The sequence below is a fragment of the Emticicia sp. MM genome, assembly GCF_001649495.1.
Genome location: NZ_LXHX01000098.1, coordinates 28,150 through 44,637, shown reverse-complemented (window position 1 = coordinate 44,637; position 16,488 = coordinate 28,150). Strand labels below are relative to the sequence as shown.

Genomic DNA, 16,488 nt, shown 5'->3' with positions numbered 1-16,488 from the left:
CGGATATTTGCAAAAAAGACCATTATTGGATGTCTGCTGAATTAGTCATTTTAATTAATATATTGTTTTATTTATTCGGTTTTTCGTTTCTGTTATACAAACGAAATCAACTGAGTGAACAATCCATTGGTTTACTTTCAATACTCATTAATTTTATTGGTGTACTTTTCTCAATGGGTATTCGCTTAAGCGATATTTCGGGCGAAGTGATTTCTTATAATTGGTTTTATATCAGCGATAAACTCTTTACGATTGATATTCTGCTCAATGACCTCACGTATTTGATGTACTTTTTAGTGCAGTTTATAGCACTTTGGGTACAGGTCTTTTCACTCAAATACATGCAAGGCGACCCAAGTTTTGGTCGTTATTACGCTTATCTCAATTTGTTCATATTGGCCATGATTGGCATCATCATTTCGGGAAATCTCTTCATGATTTTTATGTTTTGGGAATTGGTGGGCTTGTGTTCTTATCTATTAGTAGGTTTTTGGTACGAGAAAAAATCAGCAACCAATGCCGCTATGAAAGCATTTTTGGTGAACAGAATTGGTGATATTGGCTTTTTTATTGGGATATTATTGGTTTACAGATATTTTGGTACGCTTGATGTGACGGCAATTGTCGATAAAGCTCAGCTTATGTCGGCTGCATCATTGAACAGTCCGATAATGACAACTATTGGTTTATTGCTTTTTTGTGGATGTGTCGCCAAATCAGCTCAGTTGCCCTTGCAAGTATGGCTACCCGATGCCATGGAAGGCCCAACGCCAGTTTCGGCATTGATTCATGCTGCTACGATGGTTGCGGCTGGTATTTTTCTAATGGCCAGAATCGAACCAATATTATCTCCAGATACACTCATCGTAATGGCCGTTGTGGGTATGTTGACGATGTTTTTTGGAGCGTGTTCGGCACTTGTTCAATATGATATTAAAAAACTCTTAGCATTTTCAACGATTTCTCAATTAGGTTTGATGGTGGTCGGAATCGGAGTTGGGGCAGTTAATACCGCACTTTTTCACTTAGTTACTCACGCATTTTTTAAAGCAGGTTTGTTTTTGTCGGCAGGAGCGGTGATTCACCACATGCACCACGAGCAAGATATGCGTAAAATGGGCAATCTTCGCCGAGAAATTCCAATTATTTACTATACCTACACAATTTGTGCCGCAGCATTGGCAGGAATTCCGTTTTTCTCTGGATTTTTATCGAAAGATGCAATTGTTGTTGCGGCTTTTGAGTGGGCTTCACATCAACCTAAACAAGCATATTTTATCATACCTGCTGTGTGTTTAGTAGTTTCGGGAATGAGTGCTTATTACATGATGCGACAAGTATTTTTAGTCTTTTTGGAGCGTGAAGATAATCCACTCGAACTGATTTCTTCAAGTGCAAAAAGTTTATATAAAAATGTGGCAAAACGAATTGATGGAATTATCAATGTAGAAGATGATGAAGAACGCCAACAAGCTGAAATCAGACATTCTGAAGAAGGTGACTTGCTTGATTTCTTATCTAAAATTGGTCCAATGGAGCTTTCAGCAATCGTTATGGCTATCGCTTCTATTGGCTTTGTTTTTGCCATAAATCCATTTTCGGCGGAGAGTAGTTGGTTTTTTCATACTTTCCACCACGAGGCCACAAGTTATCAATGGGTGGCATACATTGCAATTTTGGTGGCACTCAATGGTGTACTTTTAGGCTACATTTTCACAAAAGAAGAAAGTTATCGACTTGATAATGAGGGACTTGAACCGAGGGGGACGATTGCTAAGTTTATATTTAAAAACTATTATTTGAGTGAGCTATACCAAACTGTTTTCATAAAACCCTTACTTTGGATAAGTCCAAAAATCAATTTTTTTGATAGAAAGATAATTGATGGAGCAGTAAATTCGGTTGGTAGTCTGACAATCGCTTGGGCTTCCTTGAATCATTGGTTTGAAAGAAATATCATAGATAGCTTTGTGGGTTTGGTAGCCTATACAACGGCAAAAATTGGCTCATATACTCGTCAAATTCAAAACGGAAAGGCTCAAACTTATATCATAACGATTTTTGTTTGTTTGGTATTAATGATGATTCTTTTGCTTTTTTAGTCCACTGACCACAGTCAATAGATTATAGAAAAAGTTACTGTCATTGTCTGACAAAATTATCTTATAAAAAAACTGTCGTCCATCGACTATGGACCGTCGTCTAATATAAACATGAATAATTTTTTACTTTCAACACTCATTTTTCTACCTTTTGCTGGTTCGGTGATGGTGTTGTTGTTGCCAAGCACTTACCGAGATTCATTTCGTTGGATTTCGTTAATCGTGAGTGTCATTAATTTACTCAATATTTTTACGCTTTATAATAATTTTGATAGACAATTATCTGATTATCAATTCATTGAGCAACATGAGTGGATTCGGATGAGCCTCGGAAACCTCGGTGTACTTTCGATTGATTATCTTTTGGGAGTCGATGGAATTAATATGCCGATGGTTCTACTTTCGGGAATTGTATTGTTGATAGGCTCTATTTCATCTTTTACTATCGGTTACCGCCAGAAGGCTTATCATTCGCTCTATCTATTGCTTTCGGGTAGTATTATTGGTTGTTTTGCGGCACTTGATTTCTTTTTATTCTTTTTGTTTTTTGAGTTCATGTTGCTTCCGATGTATTTTTTAATCGGAATTTGGGGAGGTGAACGTCGAGAATATGCAGCCATTAAATTCTTTATTTATACTTTGGTTGGCTCGATTTTCATTCTTATTGTGATGATTGGTTTGTCGATGTCGGTGCAAGATTCGTTTTTCTCTCAAGAAATGGGCGGAACGGTTCATACCTTTGATTTTCGACAATTGACCGACTTTAAAAATTATATTCCTCATAGCATCCTACATCCAATCGAAAAGCAAATGATTTTCGGAATGCCAGCTCGACTCTTTGCTTTTGTTTTATTAATTGTTGGTTTCGGTATAAAATTGCCATCTGTACCTTTTCATACATGGTTGCCCGATGCCCACGTTGAAGCCCCAACGCCAGTTTCGGTAGTTTTAGCAGGGATTTTATTGAAAGTAGGAGCGTATGGTTTTATTCGTATTGCTTATGGCTTTTTCCCTGATATAGCCTACCAATTTACTTATATTGTTGCAGGTGCGGGCGTTATTTCAATTATTTATGGTGCATACAATGCCCTTGCCCAAGAAGATCTGAAGAAAATGATTGCCTATTCGTCCATATCTCACATGGGATTTGTGCTTTTAGGTTTGGCTTCAATGACCGTTGAAGGTGTAAATGGAGCAATTTATCAAATGTTCGGACATGGATTGGTTTCAGCAATGTTGTTTTTGGTGGCTGGAGTTATCTACGACCGAACGCATAACCGACTTATCGAGAATTTCAGAGGTTTGTCAAGTGCCATGCCGTATTTTACATTGGCAGTTACGGTGGCATTTTTCGGAGCTTTAGGTTTGCCGACCTTACCAGGATTCATGGGTGAGTTTTTTACAATCATGGGCGGTTTTCAGTCGGAAATTTTACCAGATTGGGTTTCGATGCTTGCTATGCTGGGAATTGTACTTTCGGCTGGTTATTTTCTTTGGACATTACAAAAAATGTTTTTTGGGACATTTTGGGCAAACCGTAACCAAGAAGAAAACATGAAAGACCTTGATTTCCGTGAAATAGTTATGCTTTATTCGCTCTCGGCCTTATCAATCATTTTTGGAATTTTCCCAAGCCTAATTTTTGATATTTCAGGCGAATCAGTGAAAGCATTTTTAAATGGGTTTTAAATTAGAAAGATAAAGTAAGTGTGGCACGTCTTTATTTTTTATGGTCAGATTTGAATGTCAGACTTGCCACACTTTTTTATAGCCAAAGCCACAAAGTATTCAATGCTCGAAAAATTATCACATATTCTCTTTAGTTCACGTGTACTATTGCCCGACTTACTCTTTGGAGTAGTATTTTTGGTAATAGTAGCCGCTATTGCTTTTTCCCAAAAATTAGATACCGAACGTACCTACGTACTTTTTAATGTGCTTATAATCAGTGTCTTAATTAGTATTGGTTTTGTGTTTTATGCTTTTTTTGGATTTTATAAACAATATTTTGAGTCGGGAAGTGTACTTTTTGGTCAGCTGATATATTTAGATTCCGTCAGTTTATTCTTCAAACTTATCATTTCGATAGCATCAGTAGCAGTTTTGATTCATGTTTGGGTGGTAGGCTATAAAGTAGTAGGGGAGTTCTACGCCATTTTTATGGCTTTGGTTTGGGGATTGTTTATCATGACCATGACAACGAACTGGCTCATGCTTTATGTTTCGCTCGAACTGGTTTCTATTTGCTCATATATTTTGGTGGTTTTCAATAAAGGAAAAAACAATAGCGAAGCTGGTATCAAATACCTTTTGTTCGGAGCAACGAGTTCGGCAATTATGCTTTATGGTATTTCGTTATTATATGGCATGACAGGTACACTCAATTTTGTTGGACAAGAATTTGCTACTTTTTTAGGTCAAAACCCTACTTGGATTGCCCAAATTGCCATTTTTATGACCATTGGTGGACTACTCTTTAAACTCTCGGCTGTTCCATTTCACAGTTGGACACCTGATGTTTATGAAGCCACTCCAACGCCTATCGTAGCATTTCTTTCAATTGCACCAAAAGCCGCCGTTGTACTGGTTTTGATTCGCCTGTTTTCTTCATTGAGTATCGATTTCCGAATGATAATGGCTATCGTAATCATGGCTTCTATCACGATTGGAAATTTATCGGCTTTGTGGCAAACCAATACCAAGCGAATGCTCGGTTATTCAACGATTGCTCATGCTGGTTTTATGTTGGTGGGTTTGCTGGCTACCAATATCATAGGCATTCAGTCAACAATTTTTTATATAGCTACTTATCTTTTTATTACGCTTGCTGCATTCTTACTGATAGATTTATTGGCTTTAAAAACTGAGAGCTACGAACTCGAAAGTCTGCGAGGTCTTGGGCAGGAAAATATATTTTTGGGCTTGGCGGCCGTAATAATTATGATTGCCTTGGTTGGGCTACCTCCAACCGTAGGTTTTACAGGAAAATTACTTCTTTTTACTGCTCTGTGGGAATCTTACCAGTCATCGGGCAGTAATATGTTGCTGATTGTAATGATTTTTGGCCTTCTAAACACTGCTATTTCGATATTTTACTATATCAAGATTCCTTATTTTATGATTTTTAAAGAACCTAAAATTGGAGTTCGCTACTATCAAATTGGTTTTATTCGTAAAGGCTTTTTGTTGATATTTCTGTTTTTCATTATCTATCTATTTATGCGTCCGAGTGGGCTAATTAATCTAATTGAAAGTTTAAAATTGGCATAAATTAGCCTTTTTCAAAGAAAACATTTCCTTATATTTAGATAATGTAAACTTCTCCTCAATAACCTTAACATTCTCTTAAAACAAATAGAACTTTTTCTTTGCAAGGGACGTATATTCTTTAGAACTTTGCATAACCAATCTCCAAAAATTCTCAATGAGCGACGCAATTAAACACGAATGTGGCATTGCCCTTGTTCGTCTTCGCAAACCACTTCAATACTACATCGACAAATACGGTACGCCCCTTTATGGCATTCAACGATTGTACGTTTTAATGGAAAAACAATCGAATCGTGGCCAAGATGGAGCAGGAGTCGGAAATGTAAAACTTGATGTTGCCCCTGGCCATCGTTACATAAGTCGATACCGTTCCGTTGAAAATCGACCGATTGTTGATATTTTTAACAAGATTAACGAGAAATACAAAGATGTTCTTCGCAACAATCCCGACAAATTCAAAAATGCCGAATGGTTGCAAGAAAATGTAGCTTACTCAGGTGAAGTTTGGCTCGGACACCTTCGCTACGGTACACACGGCAAAAACGAAATCGAAAATTGCCATCCTATGTTGCGTCAGAGCAACTGGCGTAGCCGAAATATGTTGGTAGCAGGAAACTTCAACATGACTAATGCCGAAGAACTTTTCCATAAATTAGTAAAATTGGGTCAGCACCCGAAAGACTTGGGAGATACCGTAACCGTAATGGAGAAAATCGGACACTTCCTCGACGAAGAAAACCAAAGAGTATTCGACCGTTTCAAAGGTATCTACGAAAACCCCGCCCTCTCAGACATCATCGAAGATAACATGGATTTGCCAAGAGTACTGCACCGTGCGTGCCGTGATTTCGACGGTGGCTATGCAATGGCTGGTGTGACGGGTTTCGGTGCTTCGTTTGTGGTGCGTGACCCTGCGGGTATTCGCCCTGCTTATTATTGGGCAAATGATGAAGTGGTCATTGTGGCTTCTGAAAAAACAGCTATTAAAGCTGCTTTCAATGCCAATTATGATGATATTAAAGAAGTTCAGCCAGGCAATGCTTTGATTATTGACAAGCATGGCGAATACAATGAGTTTCAGATAATGAAACCATTGGAGAAAAAATCGTGTAGTTTTGAGCGTATTTATTTCTCACGTGGCTCTGACCCTCAAATTTACGAAGAACGTAAAAAACTCGGTCAATTATTGATTCCGCAAATTTTAGAAGAAATCAATTATGACCTTGAAAATACAGTATTCTCCTATATTCCGAACACGGCTGAAAGTGCGTTTTTCGGAATGGTGGAAGGTTTAGAACAATATTTGTCCGATTGGCGTTTGAAACGCATCACCGAAGGCAATCTTTCGCCCGAAGAAATCAAGAAAGTATTGTCTTTCCGTCCGAGAATCGAAAAATTAGTATCGAAAGATGTAAAACTTCGTACTTTTATCACTAATGATGATGAACGTGACGAAATGGTTTCGCACGTGTACGAAATGACGTATGAAGTTGTGCGTAAAGGCATCGACACCGTAGTTTTGATTGATGACTCAATTGTGCGTGGAACAACCCTCGAAAAGAGTATCTTGAAAATGATTGACCGTCTTGGGCCTAAGAAAGTAATCATTGTTTCGTCGGCTCCGCAGATTCGTTACCCAGATTGCTATGGTATTGATATGTCGAAGATGAAAGAATTTGTGGCTTTCAGAGCTATGCTTGATTTACTTCGCCAGAACGGTATAGAATATATGAAGCATGAGGTTTATGCACAAAGTGTAGGTGCATTGCAAACTGATAATGCTTATGAACAAAATTTCGTGAAGCAATTATACGACAAATTTACTGATGAAGAAATTTCACAGAAAGTTGCCGAAATTGTGACACCTGAAAACATGAAAGCAGAGGTCGCAATGATTTATCAGACAGTTGAAAATCTGCACAAGGCTTGTCCAAATCATATCGGAGACTGGTATTTTACAGGAAATTATCCAACTCGTGGCGGAAATAGAGTAGTAAACCGTGCATTCGTGAACTTTATGGAAGGCAAATTGGTGAGAGCCTATTAGTAGAATGACGATTTACGAATTAAAGCAGGCTCTGCGAGAAATTATTCATAATTCGTCATTCGTAAATCGTCATTCGTTTTATTTTTTCTTCTTTTTTGGTAATGTAAAAACGTTGTTTGTAACTTCTTGCATACCAATCACTCGTAACAAATCTATAATATTTACAGTTTCATTAGAGATGGGCATTGCTGGTGTCGATGAAATGGTAGAAGTATTCATTTTTATTGGAGTTTGTATTGATATAACAAAGTTAATGCAGAAAGCGAATATTCGCAAAATGATTTAATATTTATTTTAGTAAATACTTATTAAACGGTATGCTTCAATAAAATTAATTTGTTGTTTAATTCATAATCAAAATTAAACCCAATTATTACTTATTTTCTTTATATTAAACCTTCAGAAAAATCAACCCTTTAAGACAATAACTCAATGAAAAAACTACTATTTATTTGTATTGTGGCTTTTTTTAGCCAATCAATCAAAGCACAAGAAGCTTCGGATGCAAAGGCCATCGAAATAGCTGATAAAGTAATGACAGCGATGGGAGGTAAAAAAGCTTGGGACGAAACCCGCCATATTACTTGGAATTTTTTTGGAGCAAGAACCCTCACTTGGGACAAATGGACGGGAAATGTCAGAATTGATTTTCCGAGAGATAAATCAGTAATTTTAATGAATATTAATACTGATACAGGAAAAGTTTTTAAGTACGGAGCCGAACAAACAGCCGCCGATTCGGTTAAGAAATATATGAAGGTAGGCAAAGGTGCTTGGATTAATGATTCATATTGGCTCACGATGCCATTCAAATTGAGAGATAATGGAGTAACGCTTAAATATTTGGGCGAAGATAAAACCGAAGCAGGTAAAGAAGCGTACTTATTGCAGATGACTTTTAAAGAAGTTGGTAATACTCCAAACAATATGTATAAAGTTTGGGTTGAAAAAGAAAGTAATTTATTGACTCAATGGGCATATTTTGCAAAGTCAACTGACGAAAAACCAGGTTTTACTCGTCCATGGACAGAATACAAGCCTTATGGTAAAATTATCTTGTCAGGCGAGCGTGGCGACCGTGATTTAACTGAAATTAAGGTTTTTGAAGCTTTACCAGAATCAATTTATACCGATTTCAAAAAGCCCGATTTCAGTAAAGCAAAAGATTATAATAAGAAAAAAGATAAAATAGAGTTTTAAAATTAAAAAATTAAGAATTAAGAATTGAGATTTAAGAATGCGGAAGTAAACATAAAGAGATAATATTTTAATTTTTTTATAAGAAATCCATCATTCTTCATTCTTCATTCTTCATTCTTCATTCTTGAAGAAATGGTTGGAAAAACAGGAGTTTTGATAGTAAATTTAGGTACTCCCGATAGTCCGAGTGTGCCTGATGTAAGGAAATATTTGAGAGAGTTTTTGATGGATGGTCGAGTAATTGACTTTCCTTTTATTCCTCGCTGGATGCTGGTCAATTTGATTATTGCACCATTCCGTTCGCCAAAATCTGCCAAAATTTATAAAGAATTATGGACAGAGAATGGTTCACCATTGAAAATCTACGGAGAAGCCAACGAAAAACAATTGCAAGAAGCATTAGGCGACGAATATGTGGTGAAATTGGCAATGCGTTATCAAAGCCCAAGTATTGAGTCGGGGTTGAAAGCATTGCAAGAAATGGGTGTGAGTAATATCATCGTGATCCCATTTTTTCCGCAATATGCTTCGGCTACAACTGGTTCGGTTTACGAAGAAGTAATGCGAATCGTGACGAAGTGGCAAGTAATTCCCGAAATTAAGTTCTTAAATTACTTCTACAATCATCCAAAATTTATCAATGCCTTTGCAGAAATGGGAAAAAAGCATTTGGCTGAGAATGATTATGAGCATGTGATTTTTAGTTATCACGGAATTCCTGCACGTCATATACGTAAGGGCGACTGTACTGGAAATACTTGTAAGCTCGGTTCGTGTTGTGATTCAATTACTGCCATGAATCAGCATTGTTATCGTGCTGAATGTTTTGAAACAACTCGCCTTTTAGTTAAAGAATTAGGTTTGAAAGAAGGAACTTATACAACTTGCTTCCAGTCGAGACTTGGTCGTGAAACTTGGATTCAACCTTATACTGAGGATGTTGTAAAAGGTTTTGCTAAGCAAGGTATCAAAAAAGTTTTGGCATTTTCGCCAGCTTTTGTGGCTGATTGCTTAGAAACTACGCTTGAAGTAGGAGAAGAATATAAAGAATTATTTGAAGAAAATGGTGGCGAACACTGGCAGTTGGTTGAGAGTTTGAATGATTCTGACGCTTGGATTGAGTTACTGGTTGATTTAGTGAAAGAAAAACAAGGAGTGGTTGCATAAAAATGGAAATAGGAATTGATAGTTTTGCGGCAGTTTTAAAGAATAATCAAGGCGAAACGATAAGTAGCGAACAGTCGATAAGGGAATTATTGCAAAGAATCGAAAAAGCCGATGAAGTTGGACTCGATGTTTTTGGTATTGGAGAACACCATCGCAAAGAATTTCTTGATTCGGCACCAACAATGATTTTGGCTGCTGCTGCTGCTCGAACCAAACGTATAAAATTGACAAGTGCTGTTACGGTTTTGAGTGCCATTGACCCCGTAAGAGCATTTCAAAATTTTGCTACGCTTGATCTAATTTCGCAAGGTCGTGCCGAAATGGTAGTTGGGCGTGGTTCTTTTACCGATGCTTTTCCGCTTTTTGGTTTGAAATTAGAAGATTATGACGAACTTTTTACCGAAAAACTCGACCTTTTACTTAAAATTAGAGAAAATGAGGTTTTAAGTTGGAGAGGGAAGTTTCGTCCAGCACTTTATAATCAAGCCATCTATCCGAGACCATTGCAAGAAAAACTACCGATTTGGATAGGGGTGGGCGGAACTCCACAATCGTTTGTGCGAGCTGGTATGTTGGGTTTGCCATTGATGGTGGCAATTATTGGCGGAGAAACGCACCGTTTCAGACCATTGATTGACCTCTATCGAAACGCAGGTTTGAAAGCAGGTCATTCGCTTGATCAACTGCAAGTCGGTTTACATTCATTGGGTTATGTAGCCGAAACTACAGAAGAAGCTCACGAAGAATTTTACCCAGGCTATGCTGAAATGTTTACGAATATTGGTAAAGAAAGAGGCTGGCCACCAGTTCAACGTTCGCATTTTGATTCTCAAACCACCAAACTCGGAGCATTTTTAATCGGAAATCCAGAAGAAGTAGCGGAGAAAATACTTCGGCACAGCGAAGCATTGGGTGGAATTACGAGAGTAACATTCCAAATGGATAATGCGGGGCTTACACACGAAAAATTAATGAAAGCCATCGAATTGATTGGAACTAAGGTTTCGCCAATTGTGAATGGTAAATAATCAAAATTTACAAAAAATGCTCTATTCAGAAAAGAATAGAGCATTTTTTGTTTTAATATAATTTTCACAACTTAATTTTTAATCACACTATTATAATAACTTTTCAGTGAACTTAATTTTGAATAACCGCCTGTCAAAACCATTTTAGCAGATTCTTTGACTTCACCCCAACCCAAGTTTTTTGCAGGAGCAATACCAAAAATAGTTTGGTAAATGCAGTTTACTTGAATCGGTAAAATTCGATTGGGTAAGCTGCTACCAAATTCGCCGATGTAGCCAATAGGTGAAGAAAGTAATAATCTGAATGTGATTTTTTTAGGGTCTAATTTCTCAAATTGGTCAGTATTATTGATTAAAAGTGGTGGTATGAGTTCTGCCGAATGGCTCAGCATTCGCATCAATCCTCCCAGCATCAAGAATGTTTTTGAGACTAAAATTGAATCTGATAGACCAATGATTTGGATACTAAAAATAGCTGTTAAATAGGTAAGGATTCCAATGATAATAAAAAAAAGGCCAAACTTTTTATCGCCAATAAAGACAGATTGAATCAAAATGGTAATTAGTGCGATAAGTGGAACGCTCCAATGCCAACTTTCAAAAATAATAAACCATAAAACTGCTTCGATGATGATGGTAGAATGAGTAATTTTTGTTGCCCAAGTAGTATGTAAAAGTACATAACCGATTGACTGATAGTCTAAATCAATATTAGTTTCAGGTTTGAAAACGTTGTGTAAAGGCAAATACTTCCCGACGATTCTATCAGGCAGTAGGTTGCACGCAACGTATAGAATTACTGTTGAGGTGAGTGTAAATACCCAAATCTGATTAATGATAGCTTGATGTTGGGACAGCCAATTAAAGAGTGTCATTTTGATTTGATTTAGGGTGTTTAGTTTTTATTTGTTAGAGCAGTATTTTGAGATTTTGGTAATTTTTCATGCGTTTTTACTCCTCCTTTCTCAAAAAACTTAATAATACTTTCAAATTGGTGTATGAGGTATTGTGGCATTATTTTGTTCATCAGGAATGATGGAAAAAATCCACCTTGATTTTCTCTGTCAATCAATACTAATTGACTTGTTCCATCTTCATTTGCCTCAAAAAGATGCCCTCCCCACCAATCAATTCTTTCAAAACCTTTTGGTAATGGCATTTCTTCCCAAACGATTGACCTAAAACTGCTTTGAATAGTTTTTTCATCAATTTTCCTTGACCATTGAATATACAAAAGGTCTCGCTTTGAAATAAATGGTTTATTCGGGTCGAATTGTTGGTAGATAATTTGGGTGTTTTCATCAATTTCTTTTACAAGATAACCGCCCGAATATTCGGCTGTCCAATAATGATGATAATCAACCATTTTATTGGTAAAAACATCAAAAACTTCATTATGATTGGCGGCAACTTTGGGTAGTCGCCAACGGAAAAGGTCGTTTTTATCATCGGGAAAAGACCTTTGCCAAATTTTAATATCGCCCTTCTGAGTTCTTGCTTTCCAGTCTTTATCCGAAATCATTAAAGCAAGGTCTTTATCTAACCATTTTTCCTTATTGAGTTCCCAATCTTGGATTGTTATCATTCGTTTGAATTTGAAATTAGGGTAAATAAAAGTGGTTGTTGATGAAAAAAATGGCTCAAATATGCTTTTATGCTTAAAGATAAGTGAGTTTGTGTTATTCTTAAAGATAAACCTTACTTGAGTTACTTCAAAGTTATCTATTGAAACTTTAGCGAATGGTAAACTCTCAGTATTTTTTATTAGGAGGTTTGCCATTTGACCTAATAAATGATTAAAAATACTGCCACAATTGGATTGGTTATAATAGTTAAGATTCAAATCTTAATAAATTCTTAGTCAATTAATTCCCGCACCCACCAATCCTTGCCATAAAATTACTCCCAGCTTTTGCCTCAAAACCAGGGTTAAATGAGAGTGATTTTCCTGCCTTATACGTTACACTTGCTGGCGAGAATATCTTATTGTTTGCTATAATGGTTGTATTGGCTATTTGTAATGTACTTGTTGTAAAGTTTGAAGTTAAATTCAAAACCGTAGAAGGTGAACCTACCAAAACTAATTTGCTCGCAACTCTCGGTGGTACATGATTGGTACTTTCGCAACCAACATAATATACCGTATTGGCTGTTGGGCTTAGACTTACGCTGCTGCCACTCGCCACGACAAAACCGCCAGTAAATGAAGTGTACCAGTTTATGGCATAATTGACGGGGCAAGTTGCGGTTAGTGTGACAGGTGAACCAGAGCAAACTTCGGTGTTATTAGTGGTTACAACTGCTGCTGGAGGTGCAGCAAAACTGACATTGGCAATGATACTTGATTTAATACTCGGTTCGCAAGCTGTATATAATTCAAGTTCAAGATTTGAGAAATTTACACCACTGGCAGGAAATCGTCTCGCAATATTTACATCATAATTTTCGATTCTACAACCGTTGGCAGGAATTGTAAAAGGACCAAATTGCGACCCCGAACTTCCAGCCGCTGAAATCAATAAATCGTTTAAATTTGTCTGCGGAACAAAACCTAAATTATAGCTACGTGCTTCGGTCGAATTATTATTACAAAGTTTGACTTGGAATGAAGCGGGTGTACCCAAAGTTACATTCGGAATGGTAATGTTGTTTTGAGCCGAGCCTACGATTTGTAAACTTGGTTGGTCTCTTTGATAACCACCTTCATAGGGGCAAGAGGTTCGTGATTGTGCATGGTCAAGCAAAAATATGGGTGTACCATAGGTTTTATCTTTGATGATTTTGACCTTAAATATATCGCCCGCATCATTGTCTTGTAGCGTATAAGCGATTGTTGTACTTGAATTGTTACTATTAGAAACCGATGTTCCCAGCGTTTTTTTAGTTTTAAATTCATAACCTCCATCTACGCCAGAACCACCAACTTTTACTACAAAACTTACTCCAGCTCCGAGTTCAAGAAAATGGCTCACATCGTAAGTCTCACTCGTAGATACCGACTGTGTAACCGAGTTTGAAATCGATGAAGAATTACCAGTTAAGGTAAATGACGGAGTAATAACTTCGGCGTTAGGATTATTGATATTGATGCTATCTTTTGCTAATACTTGCCGCCATATATTTATTTGGCTTTGAGCTTCGTATCTGATTTTTGGTAATGTTGCAAGATTATCTATGATGGTTTGTCTTTGAGCAATATCAGCCAGAATATCTGATTTTGAATAATAAAATGGTGCAGCCGAATTGGGTACTACTCCGAAAATCAAGGAGGAGTCTTTTACGATTGTTAAGGTGGGAGAAGTATTGATAATTACACTCGGAAAGACACCATAGTCTATATCGGACGAATATCCTAAATAAATAGAGCCTTGATTGACAGGAGCTGACCCTGGTATTGTAGAAATGGCATTTAGAATCGAAACACAGTTTTGTTGTCCGTTAGACCTCATAGCGGTGCTACCTCCACCGCCACTGACCGATGCCGTAACCGAAAACTCAAAATTGGTCGTAACAAACAAACCTGCCGAACCTGCAATTCCCAAAGTAACGTTTAGCTTACCTGTGTTAGATTCTTCGGTGGTCAATGATTCGCTCATGTTTCTACAAGCCTCCTGTGCTGTTTGAAAAGTAACACTACTCATATCGCCTGGTGGATTGTGTAATATCATTTGCGGAATGGCGGGTTCTCTGAATCTCCCCAAGATTTTTACTTTATTCGCCTCAGATATGTCATTATAAGCTCCTTCAACCACAAACGGAAGTATAATCATATTGTCTCTTGTATCATTGGGATTTCCTAATGACCGTCTAAAACCAAATACTAACCATGCTTGAGTTCTACCTACTGGAAAGGTATATGTGCCCGTAAATACGTACCTTTTTCTTCCATTAACATCCACTGCACTCGTTTGAGGTATGGTGATGAATTGGTCATAGGAATAATTTTGGTCATTTTTACCAAGACCACTTTGCAACATCGTTATGGTAGATTCAGTACCCCCAAAAATGGCATTTTGGAGGTCAAACTCTAAGGTGATGGTAAAAGGTTTTCCTGCCGTGGCTTTGAAGAGTTGAGCCGTTGGTGCATTAGTAAAGGCATTAGGAATTGCTCCATATCCAGCATTGGCTGTAATATCACCCGTATTGTTATTAGCATAACCCTTCACCACATTTCCTCCGCCTACACTTCCAGCCGAATTGGTAACTTTAATGGTTTCGTTACTGGAAGCATAAGTTGCTGTAAAATTGCCAGAAGAAAGCCAAGTAGCTTGGGCAAAAATCAAATTTGAACTTAGTAAAAGACAAATAACTGCCAAAATACCGAAGATAGATTTTGTAAAATTATTTTTCATTGTAAATATTGTTTTTGGAATGATTTAAGTGTGGTTTTTCACTGAATGATTTTTAGAAAAGCTTCACTTTTTCGTCTTGAAAGAGCTATTTTTTCATTGTTTTTGAGTAAAATCTTGCCATAACTGCCCGATTGAGTTTTGTTTTCAAAATCTGCCATAAAATCAAGATTGAATATGATTGAACGGTTAGGTCTGAAAAACTGAAAGTCCTTCAATCGCTTTTCGATTTTGCCGAGTGTGGTCGAAGACATGATTTTGCTTCCATTCTCTAAGTAGATAAGCGTGTAGTTGATGTCAGCTTTGAGCATCAGAATGTTAGCAGGCGAGATATTTTTTCTACTACCGAGGTGAATGAGTTTATTGGTTTTCATGGTTTTTGTTTTTTATGAATTGAAAAATTCACATAAAGTTTTACCAAACTATACCAATACGTTTATTTAGGAAATTCATCAAGGACGAAGCATACTGGAAATTGTCCGAAGGGGTAGAATTATTTACCGAAGCTGAAAAACGAAAAAAACTTACAAATTTCAATAATCTGCAAGCTTTCAGTAGAAGAGGTATATAAAATAACTTAAATAGTTTGTAATCTTGCCAATAATTCTGGTCTGAGTTCTTTGCTCAAAGGTAAAATTTTATTGCCAACTGTGATGTTGTTATGATTGAATTCGTTGATTTCTTTCAGATTTACAATGTATGAACGATGAACCCTTTGAAAACTTTGAGTAGGCAATTTCTCTTCCATATTTTTGAGCGTATTTACTAAAAGATAGTTTTTGTCTTTCGTGAAAACTTGACAATAATTACGGTCGGCTTCGAGATAAAGTATATCAGCAATGAGAATTTTGCACATGAGGTCATTTTGTTTTACGAAAATGCGGTCTTCCAATTTTAAACCATTTTGTTCGGTTTTTGGCTCATTATTCTCTTGTAAAATTCGTACAGAGGCCAATTCTAAGGCACGTTGTAAGTCCAGTCTTTTGAATGGTTTTGAGAGAAAAGCGTAAGGATTGGTCGCTTTCGCTCGATTAAAATGCTCATCGTCGCTGTTTGCCGTTAAGTAGATAATCGGAATTTGTCCTTCTTGTTGTATTCTTTTTGCTGTTTCTATGCCATCAATTTCTCCTTTCAAATTAATATCCATCAATACTAAGTCAGGTTTATCATTTTGAACTACTTTTATCGCTTCTTCACCTCTCGGAATGATGCCAATTACTTCATAACCAAAGGTTTCCAACTGATTGGCGATATTGGCGGCAATCAGCATTTCGTCTTCAACGATTAGAATTTTGAGTTGGCTTTGCATGTTTCTTAGTGAATGC

At 37.0% G+C, this 16,488-nt stretch carries 13 protein-coding genes; 7 read left to right on the top strand and 6 right to left on the bottom strand.

Annotated features, from left to right (window positions below; genetic code table 11):
• Window positions 1-29 precede the first annotated feature (29 nt).
• From A6M55_RS12115 to A6M55_RS12100, 4 genes are all read left to right on the top strand, one after another.
• Window positions 30-2,102, top strand: coding sequence for an NADH-quinone oxidoreductase subunit L (locus A6M55_RS12115; protein WP_064197850.1), 2,073 nt, complete (start codon window positions 30-32; stop codon window positions 2,100-2,102).
• A gap of 111 nt (window positions 2,103-2,213) precedes the next feature.
• Window positions 2,214-3,791, top strand: coding sequence for a NuoM family protein (locus tag A6M55_RS12110; protein WP_064197849.1), 1,578 nt, complete (start codon window positions 2,214-2,216; stop codon window positions 3,789-3,791).
• 102 nt (window positions 3,792-3,893) lie between these two features.
• A complete protein-coding gene (locus A6M55_RS12105) occupies window positions 3,894-5,372 on the top strand; it encodes an NADH-quinone oxidoreductase subunit N (RefSeq protein WP_064197898.1) in 1,479 nt (492 codons plus the stop codon).
• A gap of 154 nt (window positions 5,373-5,526) precedes the next feature.
• The gene (locus A6M55_RS12100; RefSeq protein WP_064197848.1) at window positions 5,527-7,419 is read left to right on the top strand and encodes an amidophosphoribosyltransferase; all 1,893 of its coding nucleotides are present in this window, start codon (window positions 5,527-5,529) and stop codon (window positions 7,417-7,419) included.
• Window positions 7,420-7,497: 78 nt separating this feature from the next.
• Here A6M55_RS12100 and A6M55_RS17310 read toward each other — a convergent pair whose 3' ends face one another.
• Window positions 7,498-7,638 carry a hypothetical protein gene (locus tag A6M55_RS17310; protein ID WP_156511048.1) on the bottom strand — a complete coding sequence of 47 codons (141 nt, stop codon included), beginning with the start codon at window positions 7,636-7,638 and terminating at the stop codon, window positions 7,498-7,500.
• Window positions 7,639-7,851: 213 nt separating this feature from the next.
• Here A6M55_RS17310 and A6M55_RS12090 point away from each other — a divergent pair, with 213 nt between their 5' ends.
• From A6M55_RS12090 to A6M55_RS12080, 3 genes are all read left to right on the top strand, one after another.
• Window positions 7,852-8,619 carry a hypothetical protein gene (locus tag A6M55_RS12090; protein WP_064197846.1) on the top strand — a complete coding sequence of 256 codons (768 nt, stop codon included), beginning with the start codon at window positions 7,852-7,854 and terminating at the stop codon, window positions 8,617-8,619.
• A 132-nt stretch (window positions 8,620-8,751) separates the two neighbouring features.
• Window positions 8,752-9,786 (top strand): ferrochelatase, encoded by a 1,035-nt coding sequence (gene hemH / locus A6M55_RS12085; protein ID WP_064197845.1) that lies wholly within the window; start codon window positions 8,752-8,754, stop codon window positions 9,784-9,786.
• 2 nt (window positions 9,787-9,788) lie between these two features.
• On the top strand, window positions 9,789-10,814 hold the full coding sequence (locus tag A6M55_RS12080; protein WP_064197844.1) for an LLM class flavin-dependent oxidoreductase: 1,026 nt from the start codon (window positions 9,789-9,791) through the stop codon (window positions 10,812-10,814).
• Between the two features lie 71 nt (window positions 10,815-10,885).
• Here A6M55_RS12080 and A6M55_RS12075 read toward each other — a convergent pair whose 3' ends face one another.
• From A6M55_RS12075 to A6M55_RS12055, 5 genes are all read right to left on the bottom strand, one after another.
• On the bottom strand, window positions 10,886-11,689 hold the full coding sequence (locus A6M55_RS12075; protein ID WP_156511047.1) for a hypothetical protein: 804 nt from the start codon (window positions 11,687-11,689) through the stop codon (window positions 10,886-10,888).
• A 20-nt stretch (window positions 11,690-11,709) separates the two neighbouring features.
• Window positions 11,710-12,399, bottom strand: a complete 690-nt coding sequence (locus A6M55_RS12070) for a hypothetical protein (RefSeq protein WP_156511046.1) — start codon at window positions 12,397-12,399, stop codon at window positions 11,710-11,712.
• Window positions 12,400-12,679: 280 nt separating this feature from the next.
• Window positions 12,680-15,166 carry a 3-coathanger stack domain-containing protein gene (locus tag A6M55_RS12065; protein ID WP_064197841.1) on the bottom strand — a complete coding sequence of 829 codons (2,487 nt, stop codon included), beginning with the start codon at window positions 15,164-15,166 and terminating at the stop codon, window positions 12,680-12,682.
• Window positions 15,167-15,204: 38 nt separating this feature from the next.
• Complete coding sequence (locus A6M55_RS12060; protein ID WP_064197840.1) at window positions 15,205-15,537, bottom strand: LytTR family DNA-binding domain-containing protein; 333 nt, start codon at window positions 15,535-15,537, stop codon at window positions 15,205-15,207.
• 203 nt (window positions 15,538-15,740) lie between these two features.
• Window positions 15,741-16,472, bottom strand: coding sequence for a LytTR family DNA-binding domain-containing protein (locus tag A6M55_RS12055; RefSeq protein ID WP_064197839.1), 732 nt, complete (start codon window positions 16,470-16,472; stop codon window positions 15,741-15,743).
• Window positions 16,473-16,488: the final 16 nt, after the last annotated feature.

Bases quoted from the DNA above. Each gene is read 5' to 3' on its own strand.
- A6M55_RS12115 (WP_064197850.1), top strand. From the start codon at position 30: ATGTCTGCTGAATTAGTCATTTTAATTAATATATTGTTTTATTTATTC.
- A6M55_RS12110 (WP_064197849.1), top strand. From the start codon at position 2,214: ATGAATAATTTTTTACTTTCAACACTCATTTTTCTACCTTTTGCTGGT.
- A6M55_RS12105 (WP_064197898.1), top strand. From the start codon at position 3,894: ATGCTCGAAAAATTATCACATATTCTCTTTAGTTCACGTGTACTATTG.
- A6M55_RS12100 (WP_064197848.1), top strand. From the start codon at position 5,527: ATGAGCGACGCAATTAAACACGAATGTGGCATTGCCCTTGTTCGTCTT.
- A6M55_RS17310 (WP_156511048.1), bottom strand. From the start codon at position 7,638: ATGAATACTTCTACCATTTCATCGACACCAGCAATGCCCATCTCTAAT.
- A6M55_RS12090 (WP_064197846.1), top strand. From the start codon at position 7,852: ATGAAAAAACTACTATTTATTTGTATTGTGGCTTTTTTTAGCCAATCA.
- hemH (WP_064197845.1), top strand. From the start codon at position 8,752: ATGGTTGGAAAAACAGGAGTTTTGATAGTAAATTTAGGTACTCCCGAT.
- A6M55_RS12080 (WP_064197844.1), top strand. From the start codon at position 9,789: ATGGAAATAGGAATTGATAGTTTTGCGGCAGTTTTAAAGAATAATCAA.
- A6M55_RS12075 (WP_156511047.1), bottom strand. From the start codon at position 11,689: ATGACACTCTTTAATTGGCTGTCCCAACATCAAGCTATCATTAATCAG.
- A6M55_RS12070 (WP_156511046.1), bottom strand. From the start codon at position 12,399: ATGATAACAATCCAAGATTGGGAACTCAATAAGGAAAAATGGTTAGAT.
- A6M55_RS12065 (WP_064197841.1), bottom strand. From the start codon at position 15,166: ATGAAAAATAATTTTACAAAATCTATCTTCGGTATTTTGGCAGTTATT.
- A6M55_RS12060 (WP_064197840.1), bottom strand. From the start codon at position 15,537: ATGAAAACCAATAAACTCATTCACCTCGGTAGTAGAAAAAATATCTCG.
- A6M55_RS12055 (WP_064197839.1), bottom strand. From the start codon at position 16,472: ATGCAAAGCCAACTCAAAATTCTAATCGTTGAAGACGAAATGCTGATT.